Origin of the sequence: Aeromonas sp. MR16 (genome assembly GCF_022549315.1) — a bacterium.
In the GTDB taxonomy this organism is placed as follows: domain Bacteria; phylum Pseudomonadota; class Gammaproteobacteria; order Enterobacterales; family Aeromonadaceae; genus Aeromonas; species Aeromonas aquatica.
This window is the reverse complement of the sequence record NZ_JAKZFK010000014.1, coordinates 84,096-105,994: the sequence shown is the minus strand read 5'-3', so window position 1 is coordinate 105,994 and position 21,899 is coordinate 84,096. Positions and strand designations below refer to the sequence as shown.

The following is a 21,899-nucleotide window of genomic DNA, read 5'->3' as shown; positions in this document are numbered from 1 at the left end:
AGCGCGATGACAAGGGCTTTTTGTGAAAAAAGTCCTGTTTGCTGAAAAAGCAGGCTGAAGTGTATGAAACACCGGCTTCCCTTCTATTCAACGCCGCTTTTTCACCCAAGCTCTCACTCTGGGTCTGGATATATGGTTACGCCTGTACCTTTGCAGTTCAAAGACCGATTCCAACACCTGTGCATGCTGCTCCTTATGATGAGGGCGCGCTTGCACCAGCATAACCTTGTCTCTGTTGTCCTGCTCGCTCTATGGCTGCTAGGTGACTCATGGCCTAGTCCACCTGGCTTTGCTGCAACAGCAGCTCGGCGGCCCTTGGGATAACCGTACTGCCTGGCGAGCAGTTGCAGTTGTGCATTCTGCAACCCTGTCTTGGCCAGGCGGCCGCATCCACTGCTTTCTCTATGATGTTGTTGAAAGGATTTGCCGTCATTCAGAGCGGGGGCGACCAAAATGCCTGCTTTCATAAAGAAAGAAGTGAACGGCCAGTGGTAACGGGACCGGCCTCCAAGGCCATTCCACTGCACACAGACTGGATCATGACAATTACTCTTGCGGCATCAACGTATCGTGACAGAGACAATCAGATGATTTTCTTGGCCTTCTGCCGAAAAAACAGGATAATTTTTAGACAAACACGGGAGTTACGGGCGTTGGTTGTCACAACACCATATTAAATAACTAAAAAATGTCTTTTCGATCAGGATGATAGAGGTCGGAAAAGGAGAGTGACATGTTTAACGATGCGATCTGGGAACACATTGATCGGTTCACCAAGGCCAAGAAGACCAGCGATATCCAGCAACAACTGGAGCGCTTCAGTCATCAGATGGGGTTTGATTACTTCCGTTTGCTGATTATTTTTCCCATCAGCATGCAAAAATCCCACGTAGCATTATTTAACAATTGCCCAACCAGCTGGTTTGAAGCCTATTCGGAGCGGCACTACCTGACTCAGGATCCAGTGGTTTTTCTGGGCCTTAAGCAGACCCAGCCCATCTTCTGGAACAAACTCGACTGCGATTCCCCCTGGTTGCCCAGCGCCAGTCGGGAGGTGATGAACCTGGCGGCCGACTTCGGGGTGAGAAATGGCGTCTCCTTCCCGCTGCATACCCCGCAAGGAGAGCACGGCATCCTTTCCTTTATCAGCAAGGAAAAATCCAGTTCTGACCTGATGTTTGAAAACGTTCCCTTGCTGTCATTTTGCGCCAGCTACATCTTCAACTCGGCGCTGCAGCTGATAAAGAGCAGACCGGACCTGATGAAGCACCTGGCCGAGCTGTCGGATCGGGAGAAAGAGTGCCTGTTCTGGGCCAGCGAGGGCAAAACCTCCTGGGAGATCGCCACCATACTCGGCATCAGCGAACGCACGGTGAACTTCCACCTCAACCAGGTCACCAACAAGACGGACTCCAAGAACCGCAACCAGGCGATCGCCAAGAGCATCTCCAGCGGCATCATAGTGCCCTCCCTGGATGATGTGACCATCACCAATCTGCGTCTGTCCTAGACAGGCCGATGGAAAAGCAAAAAGAGCCGCGATGCGGCTCTTTTCCATTCTGTGGCTAGGTCATATCACCCTAGGATAGCAATCATTCCAATTTATCCTGCGTGTCCTGTTCAGCCCTCCAGCAGGGCCAGGGCGGCGTCGAAATCATAGCGATCCACCTGTTGAGCTACCCGAGCCAGACGCTCGGCCAGTGCGGGTGCCAAGGCAAGGGCTCGCAGCTCAAGCAGCGCCTCGACCGCCTCGCTGTCACTCTCGGCCAGCAAACGGCCAAGTCGGGCCAATCGTGGCTGAAGGTAGGGATCGGACTCCTGTGTCCGCGGTTTCGGCGCAGGCTGCTCCTCTCCCAGACAGGCCAGAGCATCGAGCACCGGCCCCAGTCTTAACTCAACCTCGGCCAGACTGGCCTGGACCAGGTCATCCGCCGCTCCTGTCTGGCAGAGCCGTTCCAGTTCAGCTGCCGCTTGTGTTATCCCGAAGGCGCCGATATTGCCAGCCGTTCCCTTCAGGCTGTGTGCGAGCCGAGCCGCCGCCACAGGATCTGTGTCGGCAAGTGCGACCTCGAACTGCTCGGTAAAACCTCGATAGGCGGTAAGGAATTTGTGCAACAACCGCAGATAGAGATCGGTATGCCCCTGACAGGTGGCCAATCCGGCGGCCTGATCGATGCCATCAAGCTCTGCAGGCAAGATGATGTCCGCTTGGTGCTCAACCTCTACCACTTTCGCCGGTACGCGCGCCCGCGGCCTGATCCACTTGGCCAGAGTGGCAAACATGGTATCCACATTGATTGGCTTGGCGATGTGGTCGTTCATGCCGCAAGCCAGTACTCGCTCACGATCCCCGCTGATAGCGTTGGCCGTCATGGCGATCACCGGCAACGCCGCGAAACGTGGCTGCTGGCGGATCAGCTGGGTCGCGGTGTAGCCGTCCATCACCGGCATCTGGCAATCCATCAATACGCCGTCGAAGTCGGCGTCACGCTCCAACAAGTCGAGCGCCTGCTGACCATCAAACGCCTGATGCAACTCTATACCCACCCCCTGCAACAGCTCGTTCACCAGCTCACGGTTCAGCTCGTTGTCCTCCACCAGCAGCAGGCGAGCACCACGCAGGCTGGCCGTGGTGCTGGCGCTCTGCTCGCTGCGTTCAGCCAGGCGGGTATCAAGCTGAGGCGTCCTACCGAGCGCCCCCCCCAACGCCTCCAGCAAGGTGGATGGTGTCACCGGCTTGGTCAGCACCATGGGCAACACGACACCGTGCAACTCTGCCTGCTCACGCACCTCCTCACGGCCGAAGGCTGTGACCATGATCACCGACGGTGTGCGGGCCAGGTTGGCCCCATGTATCTGCCGCACCGTCTCAACTCCGTCCATGCCCGGCATGCGCCAGTCCATCAATACCAGGTCATAGGGCAAGTGCTTGTGCTCGGCTTCCACCAGCATTGCCAGGGCCATGCGACCACCGTCGGCCACGTCCACCTCGACCCCAAAGCTGCTGGCCATGCCAGATAGGATCTCGCGGGCGCTGGCATTGTCGTCGACCACCAGCGCCCGCACACCGCGCAGCTCGTCCTGGGTGAACATGCGCCGTGGCAACAGCTCGTCCTGGCGTCCAAGGATGGCCGTAAAATGGAAGGTGGAGCCCTGCCCAGGCACGCTTTCTACCCAGATGCGCCCCCCCATCAACTCGATCAGGCGTTTGGAGATGGAGAGACCCAATCCGGTGCCACCGTATTTGCGGGTGATGGAGCTGTCACCCTGACTAAAGGACCGGAATATCCCTTCGCATTGTTCGATGCTCATGCCAATACCGGTATCACGCACCCAGAAGTGCAGCTCCAATCCAGCGCCATCATCGCCGAGCAACTCGGCACCTACTACTATCTCGCCGCGCTCGGTGAACTTCACGGCATTATTGCCCAGGTTGATCAGTACCTGCCCCAGCCGCAGCGGATCCCCCACCAGTGCGGTAGGCAGATCGATGGCGGGGTTGAACAACAGTTCAAGACCCTTGTCTTCGGCACGCAGGCCAATCATGTTGGCAAAATTGTCCAGCACATCCTCCAAATGGAAGGGGATCTGCTCCAGATCCATCTTGCCGGCCTCGATCTTCGAGAAATCGAGAATGTCGTTGATGATGCCGAGCAGGTTCTCCGCCGAGCGATGCACCTTTTCGATGTAGTTGCGCTGGCGACGATCCAGCTCTGTACCCAACGCCAGATGGCTCATGCCGATGATGGCGTTCATCGGGGTACGGATCTCGTGGCTCATATTGGCGAGGAAGGCGCTCTTGGCCTGGGTCGCCTCCTCCGCGACCGCGCGTGCCTCGGTCAGCGCCGTGACGTCGATATTGACCCCGGTTGCCCGCAGCGGCGTTCCTTCCGGGGTGCGAGTAAAACGACACAGGGACTTGAAGGTGCGCACCGCACCATCCCGTTGACGCAGGATACGAAAATCGATCTCGAGTCGGTCATCGCCGTTTGCGATCGCCATTTCGAAGGCGTCGCCGGCAGGCGTCGCATCATCGGGGTGCAGCAGCGCCTTCCAGTGATCCAGCGTGCCGCCGAAGCCACCCGGCTCCAGCCCGAACATATTTTCCAGCTGGGGTGTCCAGTAGCCATGGCCGGTCACGAGATCCATGTCGAACAGACCTATGCCGCCAGCCTCCTGCGCCAGCGTCAGGCGCTCACTGGCCGTGCGCAACCTGGCCCCCAACGCCCGGCGCTCACTGACATCCCGCACCGAGGCACAGACACAGGTGCCACGCCCGGCCAGAGTGGGCAGGTGGGACAAGCCGATCTCCACGGAGAACAGGCCGCCATCCTTGCGCACCCCTTGCAGATCTTCGATGCTCGCCCCCATCTGGCGAGTGCTGCCGTGAGTGATGAAGTCATCACGCCGCGCCACATGGGCGCCACGGCCGCTCTCCGGTACCAGACACTCGATGGATTGACCGATCAGCTCGCCGCTGGCATAGCCGAACAGCTTGTCCAGCTGCGGATTGGTGAGCAGGATGCGGCCATCGGCACCGATCACCAGCATGCCGTCTGGCGCCGCCTCTATAATGCCGCGATACCATGCCTCGGTGGCCCGCAACGCAGATTGCTGCACCTCCAGTTCTACCGCCTGACGCTCCAGTTGCAGGGTTTGTGCCCCCATCTCGTCGGCCTGGCGCCGGGTCTCCTGTAACAGAGTCAGGGCGGCCTCGCTGCGTTCCATGATGGCCATGGCACCAGCCAGCCTGGGCAACACCTCCTGCAATAAGAGAGCCTCAGTCTCCCCAAGGGGATGGAAACCGGCCAACTCCATTACACCGAGCAGTCGATCGCCACGCATCACGGGTTGCACCAGCAGGTGGCTGGCCGGAGCCCCCCCCAACTGGGAACGCACATGCCAGAATGACTCGGCCAACCCCTCCAGCTGACGCGGCCGACGATCGATCGCGCACTGACCGAGCAGCCCCTCACCGAGAGCAACCGTCACTGCCAGCGGATGCGCGGGATCATTGGCATAACCCCCCAACAGTTGCAGGCTGCTTGAGCCTTGATGCAGGCTGTAGAGCCCCCCCTGGCAGATGCCAAGTGATGGGGCCATGTGAGCAAAGAAGACTTGCGCCAACTCCTGCGGAGTCTCTGCCTGCTGCAGATCGACCTGCAGCAAAGAGACATGGGACTTGACCTTGCGCTGCAGCTCGAGCTGGCGTGCCTCGAGCTGCAAAGTGGCGATGGCCCGCGCCAAGTCGCCAGTCTCGTTGGACATATCGACATGGGGTATGGGTTGATCCAGCTGCCCGGCCGCCAGCAGGTCCACCGCATGGCGTACTCGATCGAGCGGATTGTTGATCGATTTGCTGACCAACCAGGCCAGCATCAGCGCCAGCGCCAGGCCTCCCAGCAGCAGGATGGAGGTGAGCACGCTGCTGCGCTTGGCATAATCGCTGATTTGCATGACCAGATCCCGCAGAGCCTCCTGTTTGATCTTTGCAATCTGCGTCAGCATGCTGTCGGCGCGAAAATCCAGCTGCTCGAACTCATCGCCGTTGAGCAGCGCCTGCGCCTGATCCTGATGGCCCTGAGCAGCCAGTTGCAAGGCTCTGTCGCCGAGCTGTTGGTGACGTTCGAGCTGTAGTTTGAGTTCGGAGGCATTGATCAGGTTTTCGGTACGCCAGAGTGTCGGCTGGGTCAGAGCCAGCTCCTCGCGCAGGCGCAACTGGGCGTCATGCAGCTGCTTGATGGCCTCGCGCCTGATGTCTTCATCATCGGTACCGACGGCCTTGTGGAGCGCCTGTACGATATGCGGCAACTGTACCCGCGCCTCCTGTAGGTGGAGGGCACCCACCAGATCCTTGCTGTAGAGATGATCCAGATCCCGGGTCAGTTTGGTCTGGACACGCAGGCTCTGCACCCCAAGTGCCAGCGCAAGCACCAGCAACACGGCAAACCCCAGTATCAGCTTGTGTCGCAGCGCGAGCCGCTCAAGCAGGGCAAGCACTCTCATCATGGGCTCCTTGTTCCTGGCTCAGGGGGTTGGGCTATGCTTGGTCGCCAGCAGATTGGTCATATCCTGCTCGCTGTCGCTAAAACGCTCGGCGATAGCCCGGAATTGCTCGTGGGCAGACAGAAAGGCATCGCAGACGTCCGGATCGAAGTGCCGGCCCCCCCCCTGGCGGATGATCTCCACCGCTTCCTGGTGAGACATGCCTGGCTTGTACACCCGGCGACTGATCAGCGCATCATAGACATCCGCCACCGCCATCAGCCGGGCGCTGATGGGAATGGCATCTCCGGCCAGACCCTGCGGGTAGCCGCTGCCGTCCCACTTCTCCTGATGGCTGTAGGCAATCTCCTTGGCCAGACGCAAAAAGTCCACCGAGATGCCGAGCTGATCCTCGGCCCGCTGGATGGCATCACGCCCCAGGGTGGTGTGGGTCATCATGATCTCGAACTCTTCCACCGTTAATCGACCGGGTTTCAGCAGGATGTGATCCGGAATGCCGACCTTGCCGATGTCGTGCAGGGGGGCCGATTTGAACAGCAGCCCGATGGTGTCGTCGTCGAGGAAGTGACGAAAACGGGGGTGATCCCACAGCCGCTCGGCCAGCAGTTTGACGTAGTGCTGGGTGCGGCGAATATGATTGCCGGTCTCGTTGTCACGGGTCTCCGCCAGGGAGGCCATGGCCTGGATGGTCACGTCCTGGATGGCCATCACCTCGCGGGTGCGGCGCTGGACCTCCTGCTCGAGAAAGTCGTTCTGATCCCGCAGGAAATCGGCGGCAGCCTTGATCTTCAGTTGGGTATCAACCCGGGCCAGCACCCGGGGCGGGCTGATGGGCTTGGTGATGTAATCCACGGCGCCGAGCGCCAGTCCCTGGATCTCGCTCTCCACGGCGGTCATGGCGGTGAGGAAAATGATGGGAATATCGCGGGTTCGCGGCTCTTGCAGGAGCCGCTCGGCCACCTGATGGCCGGAGAGTCCCGGCATCATGATGTCGAGCAGTATCAGCTCAGGCAGAGGATCCCCCTGCAGGATGCGTAGCGCCTTCTCACCGCTGTTGGCAACCTTGACCCTGTACTTGTCCTTGAGCAAGGCGGCCATCAGCATCAGGTTGTCCGGGGTATCGTCCACCACCAGCACGGTTGCTGACTGATGGAAGTCTTGAGGATGATTCATGGTGCTTCCTGCTCCAGTTCAATAATGAGTGACCATTGCCATAAGCCACTCGATCTAGAGGAAGCTTAACTTTGATATAAACTGCCTGCTTTCAATAAGTTGAGCAATAAAAAACCGGCGCACCACTGGCATGGTGCGCCGGTTTTCAGGCGGGATCTCCCGGGGCGGACGGCGCCGTGAACCCGGGGTCTATTCCACGGTGACGGATTTAGCCAGGTTGCGCGGCTGATCCACGTCGGTGCCCTTGATCAGGGCGACGTGGTAGGAGAGCAGCTGCAACGGCACAGTGTAAACGATGGGGGCTATCATCTCTTCCACGTGGTTCAGGCTCATCACCCGCATGGTCTCGTCGCTCTTGAAGCCGGCATCCGCATCGGCGAACACATAAAGGATACCGCCGCGGGCACGCACCTCTTCCACGTTGGACTTGAGCTTCTCCAGCAGATCGTTGTTCGGCGCCACCACTATGATGGGCATCTCGGCATCGATCAGCGCCAGCGGGCCATGCTTGAGCTCACCGGCGGCATAGGCTTCGGCGTGGATGTAGGAGATCTCCTTCAGCTTGAGCGCCCCCTCCATGGCGATAGGGTACTGGCTGCCACGGCCGAGGAACAGGCTGTGGTGCTTGTCGGCAAACTCTTCGGCCAGGGTCTCGATCTGCTTGGCCAGCGCCAGGCTCTCCTTGATGCGCAGCGGCAGCGCTTGCAGCGCCTTGACCAGCTCGGCCTCGGCGGCGGCACTCAGGTTGCCACGGCAGTGACCGACGGAGGCCACCAGCATCAGCAGGCCGGCCAGCTGGGTGGTGAAGGCCTTGGTGGAGGCGACGCCGATCTCGGCACCGGCCCGGGTCATGAAGGCGAGATCCGATTCACGTACCAGGGAAGAGCCCGGCACGTTGCAGATGGCAAGCGAGCTCATGTAGCCGGACTCCTTGGCCAGACGCAGGGCGGCCAGGGTATCGGCGGTCTCGCCGCTCTGGGACAGGGTCACCAGCAGGCTGTTGGGGCGTACCACGGACTTGCGATAGCGGAACTCGGAGGCGATCTCCACGTCGCAGGAGACACCGGCGATCTCCTCGAACCAGTAGCGCGCCACCATGCCGGAGTTGTAGGAGGTGCCACAGGCGACGATCTGGACGTGCTCGACCTTGTCGAAGATGGCGCGGGCGCCGTTGCCGAACGACTCGACGATCACGTGATCGTTGCCAAGACGCCCTTCCAGGGTGTTGGTGATGGCCTTGGGCTGCTCGTAGATCTCTTTGAGCATGTAGTGGCGATATTCGCCCTTGTCACCGGCATCGTGGGACAGCTCAGACTCCAGCTCCTCGCGCACCACGGCGTCGCCGTTGGTGTCGAACACATGGACGTCGCGGCGGGTCACCTCGGCCACGTCCCCCTCTTCCAGGAAGATGAAGCGACGGGTCACTGGCAGCAGGGCCATCTGATCGGAGGCGATGAAGTTCTCGCCGATGCCGCGGCCAATCACCAGCGGAGAGCCGGAGCGGGCCACCACCACGCGGCTGTCGTCGCGGCTGTCCATCACCACAGTGCCGTAGGCGCCACGCAGCTGCTTCACCGCCACCTGCATGGCGGCCAGCAGGCTGGGGGCGGATTTCAGCTCGTGGTGTACCAGGTGGGCGATCACCTCGGTGTCGGTGTCGGAGCTGAACTCGTAGCCCATGCCCTGCAACCTGCTGCGCAGCTCTTCGTGGTTCTCGATGATGCCGTTGTGCACCACCACGATATGTTCGGAGATGTGGGGGTGGGCATTGCGCTCGGACGGCTCGCCGTGAGTGGCCCAGCGGGTGTGGGCGATGCCGGTGCCGCCGTGGACGGACTGCTCTTCCAGCGCCTTGGCCAGTTCGGCCACCTTGCCCAGACGACGCACCCGCTGCAGCGGCTGGTTGGCGCTGAACACGGCCACCCCGGCGGAGTCATAACCGCGGTACTCGAGACGGCGCAGGCCTTCCACCAGAATTTCAGCCACATCACGTTGGGCCACGGCCCCGACGATGCCACACATAGACTTCTCCTTGAACTTGAACTGTTAACAATGGGATGAGCAGGCGAGATTCAGCCTGCGAGGGGGGCGCAGATCAGCGTCACCCCTTTGGATTCGAGTAGTTGCCGGGTCTCGTCGGCCAGGCCGGCGTCGGTGACCAGGGTATGGATCTGTGCCCAGGGCAGCTCCAGATTGGGGATCTTGCGGCCTATCTTCTCCGACTCGACCATGACGATGACCTCGCGGGACACCTCGGCCATCACCCTGGACAGGCCCACCAGCTCGTTGAAGGTGGTGGTGCCTCGCTCCGGGTCTATGCCGTCGGCACCGATGAACAGCTGGTCGAAGTCGTAGGAGCGCAGCACCTGCTCCGCCACCTGGCCCTGGAAGGATTCGGAGTGGGGATCCCAGGTGCCGCCGGTCATCAGCAGGGTGGGCTCGTTCTCCAGCTCGCGCAGGGCGCCGGCCACGTTGAGGGAGTTGGTCATCACGATGAGGCCACGCTTGCTGCCCAGCATGGGGATCATGGCGCTGGTGGTGCTGCCGCTGTCGATGATGACGCGGTTATGATCGCGGATGCGCTCGGCGGCGGCACGGGCGATGGCCAGCTTTCGGTTCGAAACTTGTTCGAGGTTGCTGTCCGCCACCATCTCGCTCGGCAGGGGCACAGCACCACCGTAACGACGCAGCAGCAGACCACCGGTCTCCAGCACGGCCAGATCCTTGCGGATGGTTACTTCCGAGGTGGAGAAGTATTTGGCGAGGGTATCGACGCTCACTTCCCCCTGTTCCTGTACCAGGGTCACTATGGTGTGGCGACGCTGCTGAGTGTTTCGCTTGGTCATCTTAAAGTTTCGATTCGAAATAATGTCGAAATGTTAGCGTCTTTTTTGGAAAAATAAAACCGCAAATAGGATCCGATTTGGTTCGATGCCAGAATGGACAGGCTGATTTGCAACGAGGACGCCATGCAAAAACGAGTCATCTGGCTGGTGGAAGATGAGGCCAGCATCGCCGACACCCTGATCTATGCGCTGCAAACCGACGGTTTCGAGGTGGAGTGGTTCCCTCTCGGTCAGCCGTTGCTGGTGCGACTGGAACAGACGCGACCCGATTTTCTGATCCTGGATGTGGGGCTGCCTGACATCAGCGGTTTCGAACTGTGCAAGCAGGTACGAGCCCGCTGCGACACACCGCTGATGTTCCTCACCGCCCGCAGCGAGGAGATAGACAGGCTGATCGGGCTGGAGATTGGGGCCGACGACTACGTGGCCAAGCCGTTCTCGCCGCGGGAGGTGTGCGCCAGGGTGCGGGTGATACTGCGCCGTAGCCAGCCGGTCGCTCAGGCCACCAGCCAGCCGCTGGTGCTGGACGAGGAGCGGGCCCGTATCTGCTTCCACGGCCAGGCGCTGGCCCTCACTCGCTACGAGTACCTGCTGCTCAAGACCCTGATGCAGGCGCCGGGTAGGGTCTACTCCCGCCAGCAGCTGATGGATCTGGTGTGGAGCGGGGCCGAGGAGAGCCTGGATCGCACCGTGGATACCCACATCAAGACCCTGCGCGCCAAGCTGCGGGAGAGGGACTCGGAAGCAAATCTGATCCTGACCCATCGCGGGCTGGGCTACAGCCTGGAGTTGGCATGAGAAGCGGGATTGCAACGGCTGCGTGGACTGAGGCTCACATGACAAGAGAACGGCAACAGCTGTGCAGCCGGGTGTGGGCATGAGAATAGGGCTGCAACTGCTGTGCGGGCTGGTGCTGATCTTCGCGCTGGCCGCCTGGTTCGTGCTGGAGATCTTCGTCGAGGAGATAAAACCCGGGGTGCGCAGCGCCACCGAGGACACCCTGGTCGACATGGCCCAGCTGCTGGCCCCGCTGGCGCTGGACGATCTGCAGGAAGGCAAGATGGTGGATGGCCGGCTAGCCAGCGCTTTCGATCGCCTCAACCAGACTCCGCTTAACGCCCTGATCGACGGCCACCTCAAACAACAAGCCGAGTACCGCATCTATGTGGTCGATGCCCAGGGCAAGGTGGTCTATGACTCCAGCGGCCAGGATCTCGGCAAGGACTATTCACGCTGGAACGATGTTTACCGCACCCTGCGCGGTGAATACGGCGCCCGCAGCACTCGCAGTGACCCGGACGATCCCACCAGCTCGGTGATGCACGTGGCCGCGCCGCTGCGGGAGGGGGATGAGATCCTGGGATCCCTTACCGTCGCCAAACCCAATCGCACCCTGCTGCCCATGATAGAGCGCAGCGAACGCCAGTTGCTGCAAGGGGCCGCGCTGCTGCTGGGTCTCTCGCTGCTGATCGGCGCCCTGCTGGTGTGGTGGCTCACCCGCGCCATCGGCAAGCTGGTGCACTATGCCGATGCGGTCAGTCAGGATAAGCCCGCGCCCCTGCCCAGACTCCATAGCCCGGAGCTGGACCGGCTCGGCCGCTCCCTGGAGACCATGCGCCGCCAGCTCGATGGCAAGTCCTACATCGAATCCTATGTCCACAGCCTGACCCACGAGCTCAAAAGCCCGCTTGCCGCCATTCGCGGGGCCGGTGAACTGCTGGATGAGACACCGCCGCCAGAGGTTGCCAGGCGCTTTATCGGCAATATCAACCAGGAAACGGCCCGCATGCAGCAACTGATAGAGCGCATGCTGCAGCTCGCGCGCCTCGAATCGGGTCAGGGGCTGGACAGACAGGCCATCGCGCCCGCCAGGCTGGGCAGGCGAACCCTGGATGCTCGCCAGATAGTCGCCGCACGCCGCCAGATCAGCCTCGAAGGCGAACTCACCGAGGCCCCCAAACAGAAATGGGATCCCCTGCTGGTGGAGCAGGCCCTCGGCAACCTGCTGGATAATGCCCTCGACTTCTCCCCCCTGGGGGGCCGAGTCTGGTTGAGCGGCGAGATGAGCGCCGACGGCTACTGCTTCCTGGTGCGGGATCAGGGGCCCGGCATCCCGGACTATGCGCTGCCACGGATCTTCGAGCGTTTCTACTCCCTGCCCAGGCCCGACAAGGGCAAGAGCAGCGGTCTGGGGCTCAGCTTTGCCGCCGAGGTGGCCCGCCAGCACGGCGGCCAACTGACCCTGGGCAACCTGCCGGAAGGCGGGGTACTGGCCGAGTTGTGGCTGCCGGCCGGCTGACTTCACACCGAGCACACAGAGCGCAGCTAGGCTGTGCCTCCTCGAGAGCTTGCCCCACCAGGGGCATAGACGCGCATTCAGATGAATCAAGGAGATATTCATGCCCCGCATCCTGCTGTCCGGCCTGCTCGCCGCCGGCCTGCTCTGTTCATTGCCCGCCAGCGCAGCCTCCGGCTGCCTGCTGTTTGCCGATGGCAGCGGCAAACCGATTTCCACCGAGGGGGATTGCGCCGCCCAGCTGCCACCCGCCTCCACCTTCAAGATCCCGCTGGCGCTGATGGGCTATGACAGCGGCTTCCTGGTGGATGAACAGCTGCCAGCCCTGCCGTTCAAGCCCGGCGACGCCGACTTCCTGCCGGAGTGGCGGGAGACCACCACCCCGAGCCGCTGGATGACCTACTCGGTGATTTGGTACTCCCAGCGCCTCACCGAGTGGCTGGGGATGGCTCGCCTCCAGCAATACGTCGACCGCTTCGACTACGGCAACCGGGATCTCGCGGGCAACCCGGGCAAGCACGACGGTCTGACCCAGGCCTGGCTCAGCTCCAGCCTCGCCATCAGCCCGCAGGAGCAGGCCCGCTTCCTCGGCAAGCTGGTGAGCGGCAAGCTGCCGGTCTCAGCCCAGACCCTGAACCACACCAGCGCCATACTGCGCCAACCGGACATCGATGGCTGGCAGATCCACGGCAAGACTGGCATGGGCTATCCCAAACTGCTGGATGGCAGCCTCAACCGGGAGCAGCAGATCGGCTGGTTCGTCGGCTGGGCCAGCAAGCAGGACAAGAAGCTCATCTTCGTCCACACCGTCATCCAGAAGCCGGGCAAACAGTTTGCCTCGCTCAGAGCCAAGGAAGAGGTATTCGCCGCCCTGCCGGCCCAGCTGAAGAAGCTGTAACCCCTTCCCTCAACCGGCGCCCAGCGCCGGTTTTTTTATTCCCTTCACCCTGACTTCACAGGGCCTCATTCCCTCTTCACCCGGACCCGGCACAGTCGCTCTCATCAACAAGGAGATGCGTCATGGTCAAACAGATACTCACCCACAAGATCGTCCTGCTACTGCTGCTCAGCCTGCTGCTGATGATCCCCGTTCACTCCATCATGGAGCTGAACCGGGAACGCCAGGCTTACCGCAGTCAGGCCATCCACAGCATCATGGACAGCAGCAGCGGTCCGCAGCACTTGCTGGGGCCGGTGCTGGTGCAACCCTATACCCGAGCCGTCACCGTGGAGCAGGACGGCAAGCGTTTCGTGCGCGAGGAGCGGGTCTATCGCTACCTGCTGCCGGATCAGCTGGATGTGCGGGCCAGCATGGAGGTCACCCCGCGCAAGCTCGGCATCTATCAGGCTCAGGTGTACCAGACTCGCCTCTCCCTCTCCGGACGTCTGCCGACCAACCTGGCCGACAAGGTGCTGGTGGCCGGCAACCCTGATCTGAGCTTTGACGGCGCGGATCCCGCCCTTGTCCCGGGCAAGCCCTACCTCAGCCTGGTGCTGTCCGATGCCCGCGGCATCAACAGCGTGCCCGAGCTGCGGCTGGGGGAGGCGCGTATCCCCTTCGCGCCCAGCGCCCTGTTGGGAGATGGGATGGCCGGCATCCACGCGCCACTCGATGCCTTGCCCGGCGAGGATGGCCGCTTTCACATCGAGCTGAACCTGCAGGGGATGAACGCGCTGGAAGTGGTCCCCCTCGGTCAGGACAGCAAGTTGCATCTGAGCGGTAACTGGCCCCACCCCAACTTCATCGGCGACTTCCTGCCGGGCAACCGCACCCTGGGCGAGCAGGGGTTCGAGGCCAACTGGCAGACCAGTTGGTTCGCCACCGACATGGAGACCCGCTTCACTCGCCTGATGAAGGGGGTGGGTGCCAAACTGCCGAGTTTCAGCGTCAGCCTGGTGCAGCCGGTGGATCACTATCAGCTGAACGAGCGGGCCGCCAAGTATGCCCTGCTGTTCATCGGCCTCACCTTCCTCAGTTTCTTCATGTTCGAGCTGCTCAAGGGGCTGCGGGTGCACCCAATCCAGTACGCCCTGGTGGGCATGGGGCTGGCCATCTTCTATCTGGTGCTGCTGGCGCTGACCGAGCACCTGGGCTTTGGCTGGGCTTACCTGGTCGCCAGCCTCGCCAGCGTGTCGCTCAACGGCTTCTACCTCAGCCACGTGCTGGGCGGGCCGCGTCAGGGCCTTGGCTTCGCGGCTCTGCTCGGGCTGGTATACAGCATATTGTTCGGATTACTGCAGGCAGAAGAGATAGCCCTGCTGCTCGGCGCCCTGCTGCTGTTTGCCATACTGGCGCTGGTCATGATGCTGACCCGCAAGCTGGACTGGTATCGGGTGATGGCCACGTCCTCCTCCCCGCGCGAGTCATAGCCGGCAAGCCAAAAACAAAACCGGCGCCCTTGGGCGCCGGTTTCATTTCATTGATCGGGCATCACTTCTTCACCGGGCGGGCCCAGTGCTTGATGTGACGCTGGGGTACCCGGGTGATGACCAGCTCGTGCTCGGCCACATCCTTGGTGATGGTGGAACCCGCCCCCAGGGTCGCGCCCTTGCCGATGCGCACCGGCGCCACCAGCTGGGTATCGGAGCCGACGAAGACGTCATCCTCTATGATGGTCTGGAACTTGTTCACCCCATCATAATTACAAGTAATGGTACCGGCACCTATGTTCACCCTGGCGCCGACCTCCGCATCCCCCAGATAGGTCAAGTGTCCGCATTTGGAGCCAACCCCGAGCCGTGCCTTCTTCATCTCGACGAAGTTGCCGACGTGGGCATCCTGCTCCAGCACGGCGCCGGGGCGCAGGCGTGCGAAAGGACCGACCGAGCATTGATCGGCGACCTGGGCACCTTCGATAACGGAGTAGGGCTTCACCTCGCTGTGATCGCCTATCTCGCAATCTTTCAGCACGGCGCCGGCGCCGATGCGCACATGGTTGCCGAGCTTGACCTTGCCCTCGATGATGACGTTGGCGTCGATCACCACCTCTTCACCGATTTCCAGCGTGCCGCGCAGATCGAAGCGGGCCGGATCGATCAGGGTAACACCGGCGATCATCAACTTCTCGGCCTGCATCTTCTGATAGCTGCGCTCGAGCTGGGCCAGCTGGACCCGGTTGTTGGCTCCTTCCACCTCCATGGCGCCGTCCGGGTGGACGGCGGCGATGGGGCAGCCGTCGCCGTGGGCCATGGCGATCACATCGGTGAGGTAGAACTCGCCCTGGGCATTCTTGTTGTCCAGGCGGGACAGCCAGCTGCGCAGCTGCGCCCCCTTGGCCACCAGCACGCCGGTGTTCACCTCGCGGATGGTGAGCTGCTCGGTATTGGCATCCTTCTGCTCGACGATGCCGATCACCTGACCGTTCGCCCGCACGATGCGGCCATAACCGGTCGGGTTGTCCAGCACCACGGTCAGCAGCGCCATGCCACCCGCAGCCTTGGCGGCCAGCAGCCGTTGCAGGGTCTCCGGCTGGATCAGCGGGGTATCGCCGTACAGCACCAGTACGTCGTCTTCGTCCTGCCAGAACGGAATGGCCTGGGCGACCGCATGACCGGTCCCCAGCTGCTGCGCCTGCAGCACCCAGTTCAGATCCGGGGCGGCGATCCGCTCCTTCAGCAATTCGGCGCCGTGGCCATAGACCAGATGCAACTGCCCGGCACCGATCTGGCGCGCCGTCTCGATGACATGGGAGACCATGGGCTTGTTGGCGACGGGGTGCAGTACTTTTGGCAAGGAGGAGCGCATACGAGTACCTTTACCCGCAGCCAGGATCACGACGTTGAGAGACATAGCCAGCCTTTGAAACATGAGGAAATGCTCGGCGGAGTCTATCCAACGGATAAAAAAAAAGCGACCCGAAGGTCGCTTTTTGCATCACCGAGATTAACGGTAATTCTTTTTGACGATATCGATAACCCGCAGCTGGGCCATCGCTTTGGACAGCTCGGCAGATGCCTGCGCATAGTCGATATCACCATGGGAGCTGTGGATCCGCTCTTCGGCACGACGCTTGGCTTCCTGGGCTTTCGCCTCATCCAAGTCTTCGGCACGAATGGCGGTATCGGCCAGCACGGTCACGGACTCGGGTTGCACTTCCAGCATGCCGCCGGAGATGTACAACACCTCTTCGCTACCATTTTGCTTGATCAAGCGGACCAGGCCCGGCTTGATGGCAGTCAGCAGCGGAGCATGACCGTGGCGAAGACCCAGCTCACCCTCGGAGCCTGTTACCTGAGCGGATTGTACGCGACCGGAAAACAGTTTCCCTTCGGCGCTCACCACGTCCAGGTGAAATGAGATCATCTCAGCCATAGGCCCTCCTATCGAGGCTTACAGTTTCTTGGCTTTCTCGACGACTTCGTCGATGCTGCCAACCATGTAAAACGCCTGCTCTGGCAGATCGTCGTACTCGCCTTTCAGGATGCCCTGGAAACCACGAATGGTCTCTTTCAGCGGCACGTATTTGCCGGAAGAACCGGTAAATACTTCGGCCACGAAGAACGGCTGGGACAGGAAACGCTCGATCTTACGGGCACGGGATACGGTCAGTTTGTCTTCTTCTGACAGTTCATCCATACCCAGGATGGCGATGATGTCCTTCAGCTCTTTGTAGCGCTGCAGCACGATCTGTACACCACGAGCGGTCTCGTAGTGCTCCTTGCCTACCACCAGCGGATCCAGCTGACGGGAGGTGGAGTCCAGCGGGTCAACGGCCGGGTAGATACCCAGGGCCGCGATCTGACGGGACAGAACGATGGTCGCATCCAGGTGGGCGAAGGTGGTCGCCGGAGACGGGTCGGTCAAGTCATCCGCAGGCACGTAAACGGCCTGGACTGAAGTGATGGAACCAGTCTTGGTGGAGGTGATACGTTCTTGCAGAACACCCATCTCCTCGGCCAGGGTCGGCTGGTAACCTACTGCGGACGGCATACGGCCCAGCAGCGCGGATACTTCGGTACCGGCCAGGGTGTAACGGTAGATGTTATCCACGAAGAACAACACGTCACGACCCTCGTCACGGAACTTCTCGGCCATGGTCAGGCCGGTCAACGCGACGCGCAGACGGTTTCCGGGCGGCTCGTTCATCTGACCGTAAACCAGAGATACTTTGTCCAGTACGTTGGACTCCATCATCTCGTGGTAGAAGTCGTTACCCTCACGGGTACGCTCACCCACACCGGCGAACACGGAGTAACCGCTGTGTTCGATCGCGATGTTACGGATCAGTTCCATCATGTTGACGGTCTTGCCGACACCGGCACCACCGAACAGACCGACCTTACCACCCTTGGCGAACGGACATACCAGGTCGATAACCTTGATGCCGGTCTCCAGCAGCTCGGCGCTGTTGGACTGATCTTCGTAGCTGGGGGCTTCGCGGTGGATGGACCAACGCTCTTCCTCGCCGATCGGGCCTTTCTCATCGATAGGCTCGCCCAGTACGTTCATGATACGACCCAGGGTCGAGGTACCAACCGGTACCTGGATGGCCTTGCCGCTGTTAACTACTTCCAACCCACGACGCAGACCGTCGGAGGAACCCATGGTGATGCAGCGAACGACGCCGCCGCCGATCTGTTGCTGAACTTCCAGTACCAGACCCTGGCCTTGGCCTTCGCTGATCACTTTCAGTGCATCGTACACCTGGGGCACGGCATCCTGCGGGAACTCGATGTCCACCACGGCGCCGATGATTTGGACGATGAAACCATTACTCATGTCAAATCCTCTAAACCTTTGATAACCCTTGCCTTACACCGCAGCAGCACCGGACACGATCTCTGTCAGTTCCTGGGTAATACTGGCCTGACGGGCCTTGTTGTACACCAGTTGCAGATCGTTAATCAGGTTACCGGCGTTGTCAGTCGCGGCTTGCATGGCAACCATTCGGGCTGCCTGTTCACTGGCCAAGTTTTCTACCACACCCTGATACACCTGGGATTCGACATAGCGAATCAGCAGGGCATCCAGCAGTTGCTTGGGATCAGGCTCATAGAGGTAATCCCAGTGGTTCTTCTTGTTCAGCTTGCTGTCTTCTGTTACGGGCAAAGGCAGCAGTTGATCGACCTTCGGTTGCTGAACCATGGTGTTAACGAACTTGTTGTACACCAGATACAGTCTATCAATCTCACCGTTGTCGTAAGCCTTCAGCATGACCTTGACTGAACCAATCAGGTCATTGACGCTCGGGTTATCACCCAGTCCTGAGACATGGGCTTTCACCTTGGCGCCGTGCCGTTCGAAGAAGTTGGAGGCCTTGCTACCGATCAGTGCCATGTCAACCTTGGCACCTTGCTCGCTCCATTTCTTCATATCGTTGAGGGCAGCCTTGAACAAGTTGATGTTCAGACCCCCACACAGGCCACGGTCGGTGGAGACGACGATGTAACCCACTCGCTTGACCTCACGTTCGATGAGGTAGGGGTGCTTGTATTCCAAGTTCCCCTGAGCGATATGGCCGATCACCTTGCGCATGGTTTCAGCGTACGGACGGCTGGCAGACATGCGTTCCTGCGCACGGCGCATCTTGCTGGCTGCCACCATTTCCATAGCGCTGGTGATCTTCTGAGTGTTTTTCACACTCCCGATCTTGTTACGTATCTCTTTTGCGCCGGCCATCTCTTCTCTCCATCAGGTGGCAGCTTGCGCTGCCACACACGCTTACCAGGTCTGGGTTGCCTTGAAGTCATCCAGCAACGCAGTCAGCTTGCCAACGACAGCGTCGTTGTAGTCAGCCGAGGCATTGATTTCAGCCATCAGCGGACCGTGCTGGGTATTGGCGTAAGAGAGCAGAGAGGCCTCGAAGTCGACGATCTTGGCGATTTCGACATCGGCGAGATAACCCTTCTCGGCGGCGAACAGCACCAGAGCCTGGTGAGCCACGCTCATCGGAGAGTACTGCTTCTGCTTCATCAGCTCGGTCACTTTCTGACCGTGATCCAGCTGCTTGCGAGTCGCATCGTCCAGATCGGAAGAGAACTGGGCAAACGCCGCCAGCTCACGATACTGGGCCAGCGCGGTACGGATACCACCGGACAGCTTCTTGACGATCTTGGTCTGAGCAGCACCGCCCACACGGGATACGGAGATACCCGGGTCAACCGCCGGACGAATACCGGAGTTGAACAGCTGAGTGGTCAGGAAGATCTGGCCATCGGTGATGGAGATCACGTTGGTAGGAACGAACGCAGAAACGTCACCAGCCTGGGTTTCGATGATCGGCAGCGCGGTCAAAGAACCGGTCTGGCCAGTCACGGCACCCTTGGTGAACTTCTCGACGTACTCGACGTTGACGCGGGAAGCACGCTCCAACAGACGGGAGTGCAGATAGAAGACGTCGCCCGGGTAAGCTTCGCGTCCTGGCGGACGGCGCAGCAGCAGGGAGATCTGGCGATAAGCTACGGCCTGTTTGGACAGGTCATCATAGATGATCAGCGCATCTTCACCGCGGTCACGGAAGTACTCACCCATGGAGCAACCGGCATAAGGTGCCAGGTACTGCAGGGCAGCGGCTTCGGACGCAGAGGCAACGACGACGATGGTGTTGGCCAGGGCGCCGTGCTCTTCCAGCTTGCGCACCACGTTGGCGATGGTGGAGGCCTTCTGGCCAATCGCAACGTAGACACACTTAATGCCGGAGTCTTTCTGGTTGATGATGGTATCGATCGCGATGGCGGTCTTACCTACCTGACGGTCACCGATGATCAGCTCACGCTGGCCACGACCGATAGGGATCATGGCATCGATGGCTTTCAGACCGGTCTGGACTGGCTGGTCAACAGACTTACGCTCGATAACGCCCGGGGCAATGACTTCGATCGGCGAGTAGCCGTCGTTGTCTACCGGACCCTTACCGTCGATCGGCTGACCCAGGGTGTTGACCACCCGGCCCAACAGACCACGACCGACCGGCACTTCCAGAATACGGCCGGTACCTTTTACTTTCATCCCTTCCGCCAGGTTGGCATAGGGACCCATTACTACGGCACCAACGGAGTCACGCTCCAGGTTCAATGCCAGAGCGAAGCGGTTGCCCGGCAGCTCGATCATCTCACCCTGCATGGCATCGGCCAGGCCGTGGATACGAATGATACCGTCGCTCACAGAGACGATGGTACCTTCGTTACGCGCTTCGCTCTTGACATCAAACTGCGCGATGCGCTGCTTGATAAGCTCGGCGATTTCAGTGGAATTCAGTTGCATGCTCTAATACCCCAATCAAGATTGCAGCGCATCGGCCATGCGATCCAGCTTACCGCGGACTGTGCCGTCGATAACCAGATCACCGGCCTTGATGAGCACCCCGGCCATCAAGGACGCATCGATGCTGCACTTCAGCTTCACTTTGCGCGCGAGACGTTGTTCCAGAGAAGCCTGAAGTTTGGCTTTCTGCTGGTCGGTCAGTTCGATCGCCGAAATCACGTCAGCCTGAACTTCTTTGTCCAGTTCAGCTTTGAGCGATACAAATTCAGCAACGACTGCCGGCAGCACACCCAAGCGACCATTCTCGGCCATCACCCGGATCAGGTTCTGACCATGCTCGTCGAGTTGCTCACCGCAGACACCCACAAACAGATTTGCGAGTTCTTCGGCAGCCACGGAGCCGTTCACCAGGTTGTGGATGGTCTCGTTCTCCGCTACTTGTGCAGCGAAGCCGAGCATCCCCAGCCATTGGTCAACCGCCTTGTGCTCAACGGCAAACTCGAAAGCAGCCTTGGCGTAGGGGCGAGCGATTGTAGTCAGTTCAGACATAGCCCCGTTCCCGTTACAGTTCTGCTACCAGTTTGTCGACGATGTCGCTGTTGGCAGCCTGGTCGATTTGGCGTGCCAGGATCTTCTCTGCACCCGCGATGGCAAGAGCAGCAACCTGCTTGCGCAGTTCTTCTTTGGCACGATGACGTTCAGCTTCGATCTCTGCACGGCCCTGAGCCAGGATTTTTTCCCGCTCTGCTTGAGCTCCGACAGCGGCTTCATCAATGATCTGGGCCTTGCGTTTGTTGGCCTGATCGACGATTTCAGCAGCCTGAAGCTTGGCTTCTTTCAGCTGATCGGTGGCGTTGGCCTTGGCCAAATCCAGATCTTTCTTGGCACGTTCGGCAGAAGAGAGACCATCAGCAATTTCTTTCTGACGGGCTTCGATGGCAGCGATCAACGGCGGCCATACGTACTTCATGCAAAACACTACGAAGATGAAAAAAGCAATTGCTTGGCCGAGGAGGGTGGCGTTGATATTCACAGCCGATGTCCTCTTAAGTTAGTTAATGGGTTCTGCGTGAGTCGAAACGACTTAGGCAACCGCAAACATCACATACAGACCCAGACCAACGGCGATCATCGGGATCGCATCTACCAGACCCATCACGATGAAGAACTGGGTACGCAGCACAGGGATCAGATCCGGTTGACGAGCAGCACCTTCCAGGAACTTACCACCCAGGATACCGATACCGATGGAGGCGCCGATAGCCGCCAGACCCATCATCATTGCAGCAGCGATGTACAGCAGGTCCATGTTCAAGTTTTCCATGAGGATCTCCATTTATTTAGATGTAATTGATTGTATAAGAACGATTATTTG

Annotated in this window: 17 protein-coding genes; 5 read left to right on the top strand and 12 right to left on the bottom strand. The window is 60.2% G+C overall.

Annotation, left to right across the window (positions count from 1 at the left end; all coding sequences use genetic code 11):
- Positions 1-733 precede the first annotated feature (733 nt).
- A complete protein-coding gene (locus tag MM194_RS12390; protein WP_033129649.1) occupies positions 734-1,510 on the top strand; it encodes a LuxR family transcriptional regulator in 777 nt (258 codons plus the stop codon).
- 110 nt (positions 1,511-1,620) lie between these two features.
- On the opposite strand, the gene MM194_RS12385 is transcribed toward MM194_RS12390, so the two are convergent.
- From MM194_RS12385 to MM194_RS12370, 4 genes are all read right to left on the bottom strand, one after another.
- Complete coding sequence (locus tag MM194_RS12385; protein WP_241343714.1) at positions 1,621-6,006, bottom strand: response regulator; 4,386 nt, start codon at positions 6,004-6,006, stop codon at positions 1,621-1,623.
- A gap of 21 nt (positions 6,007-6,027) precedes the next feature.
- Positions 6,028-7,179, bottom strand: coding sequence for a two-component system response regulator (locus tag MM194_RS12380; RefSeq protein WP_241343713.1), 1,152 nt, complete (start codon positions 7,177-7,179; stop codon positions 6,028-6,030).
- Between the two features lie 189 nt (positions 7,180-7,368).
- Complete coding sequence (gene glmS, locus MM194_RS12375; protein ID WP_042641128.1) at positions 7,369-9,201, bottom strand: glutamine--fructose-6-phosphate transaminase (isomerizing); 1,833 nt, start codon at positions 9,199-9,201, stop codon at positions 7,369-7,371.
- A gap of 50 nt (positions 9,202-9,251) precedes the next feature.
- Entirely contained in the window at positions 9,252-10,025 is a 774-nt protein-coding gene (locus tag MM194_RS12370) for a DeoR family transcriptional regulator (RefSeq protein ID WP_042641126.1), read from the bottom strand.
- A 123-nt stretch (positions 10,026-10,148) separates the two neighbouring features.
- On the opposite strand from MM194_RS12370, the gene blrA reads away from it, so the two are divergent.
- The 4 genes from blrA (at position 10,149) to creD (ending at position 14,691) form a co-directional block, all read left to right on the top strand.
- On the top strand, positions 10,149-10,823 hold the full coding sequence (blrA, locus tag MM194_RS12365; RefSeq protein ID WP_241343712.1) for a beta-lactam response regulator transcription factor BlrA: 675 nt from the start codon (positions 10,149-10,151) through the stop codon (positions 10,821-10,823).
- 79 nt (positions 10,824-10,902) lie between these two features.
- Positions 10,903-12,324: a beta-lactam sensor histidine kinase BlrB gene (gene blrB / locus MM194_RS12360; RefSeq protein WP_241343711.1), complete on the top strand. Its 1,422-nt coding sequence runs from the start codon at positions 10,903-10,905 to the stop codon at positions 12,322-12,324.
- A gap of 100 nt (positions 12,325-12,424) precedes the next feature.
- Positions 12,425-13,219 carry a class D beta-lactamase gene (gene blaOXA, locus MM194_RS12355; RefSeq protein WP_241343710.1) on the top strand — a complete coding sequence of 265 codons (795 nt, stop codon included), beginning with the start codon at positions 12,425-12,427 and terminating at the stop codon, positions 13,217-13,219.
- A 122-nt stretch (positions 13,220-13,341) separates the two neighbouring features.
- Positions 13,342-14,691, top strand: coding sequence for a cell envelope integrity protein CreD (gene creD, locus MM194_RS12350; protein WP_241343709.1), 1,350 nt, complete (start codon positions 13,342-13,344; stop codon positions 14,689-14,691).
- Between the two features lie 61 nt (positions 14,692-14,752).
- Here the strand turns inward: creD and glmU are convergent, their stop codons facing one another.
- The 8 genes from glmU to atpE all read right to left on the bottom strand — a co-directional run bounded on the left by glmU (position 14,753) and on the right by atpE (position 21,848).
- Positions 14,753-16,111: a bifunctional UDP-N-acetylglucosamine diphosphorylase/glucosamine-1-phosphate N-acetyltransferase GlmU gene (glmU, locus tag MM194_RS12345; RefSeq protein WP_241343708.1), complete on the bottom strand. Its 1,359-nt coding sequence runs from the start codon at positions 16,109-16,111 to the stop codon at positions 14,753-14,755.
- Positions 16,112-16,204: 93 nt separating this feature from the next.
- Positions 16,205-16,633, bottom strand: a complete 429-nt coding sequence (locus tag MM194_RS12340; protein WP_033129658.1) for a F0F1 ATP synthase subunit epsilon — start codon at positions 16,631-16,633, stop codon at positions 16,205-16,207.
- Positions 16,634-16,651: 18 nt separating this feature from the next.
- Complete coding sequence (gene atpD, locus MM194_RS12335) at positions 16,652-18,040, bottom strand: F0F1 ATP synthase subunit beta (RefSeq protein ID WP_033129659.1); 1,389 nt, start codon at positions 18,038-18,040, stop codon at positions 16,652-16,654.
- 33 nt (positions 18,041-18,073) lie between these two features.
- Positions 18,074-18,940, bottom strand: coding sequence for a F0F1 ATP synthase subunit gamma (atpG, locus tag MM194_RS12330; protein WP_033129660.1), 867 nt, complete (start codon positions 18,938-18,940; stop codon positions 18,074-18,076).
- A gap of 42 nt (positions 18,941-18,982) precedes the next feature.
- A complete protein-coding gene (atpA, locus tag MM194_RS12325; protein WP_033129661.1) occupies positions 18,983-20,524 on the bottom strand; it encodes a F0F1 ATP synthase subunit alpha in 1,542 nt (513 codons plus the stop codon).
- Positions 20,525-20,539: 15 nt separating this feature from the next.
- Complete coding sequence (gene atpH / locus MM194_RS12320) at positions 20,540-21,073, bottom strand: F0F1 ATP synthase subunit delta (RefSeq protein ID WP_033129662.1); 534 nt, start codon at positions 21,071-21,073, stop codon at positions 20,540-20,542.
- A 13-nt stretch (positions 21,074-21,086) separates the two neighbouring features.
- Positions 21,087-21,557, bottom strand: a complete 471-nt coding sequence (gene atpF, locus MM194_RS12315; protein ID WP_033129663.1) for a F0F1 ATP synthase subunit B — start codon at positions 21,555-21,557, stop codon at positions 21,087-21,089.
- Between the two features lie 51 nt (positions 21,558-21,608).
- A complete protein-coding gene (atpE, locus tag MM194_RS12310; protein ID WP_010672265.1) occupies positions 21,609-21,848 on the bottom strand; it encodes a F0F1 ATP synthase subunit C in 240 nt (79 codons plus the stop codon).
- Positions 21,849-21,899 lie beyond the last annotated feature (51 nt).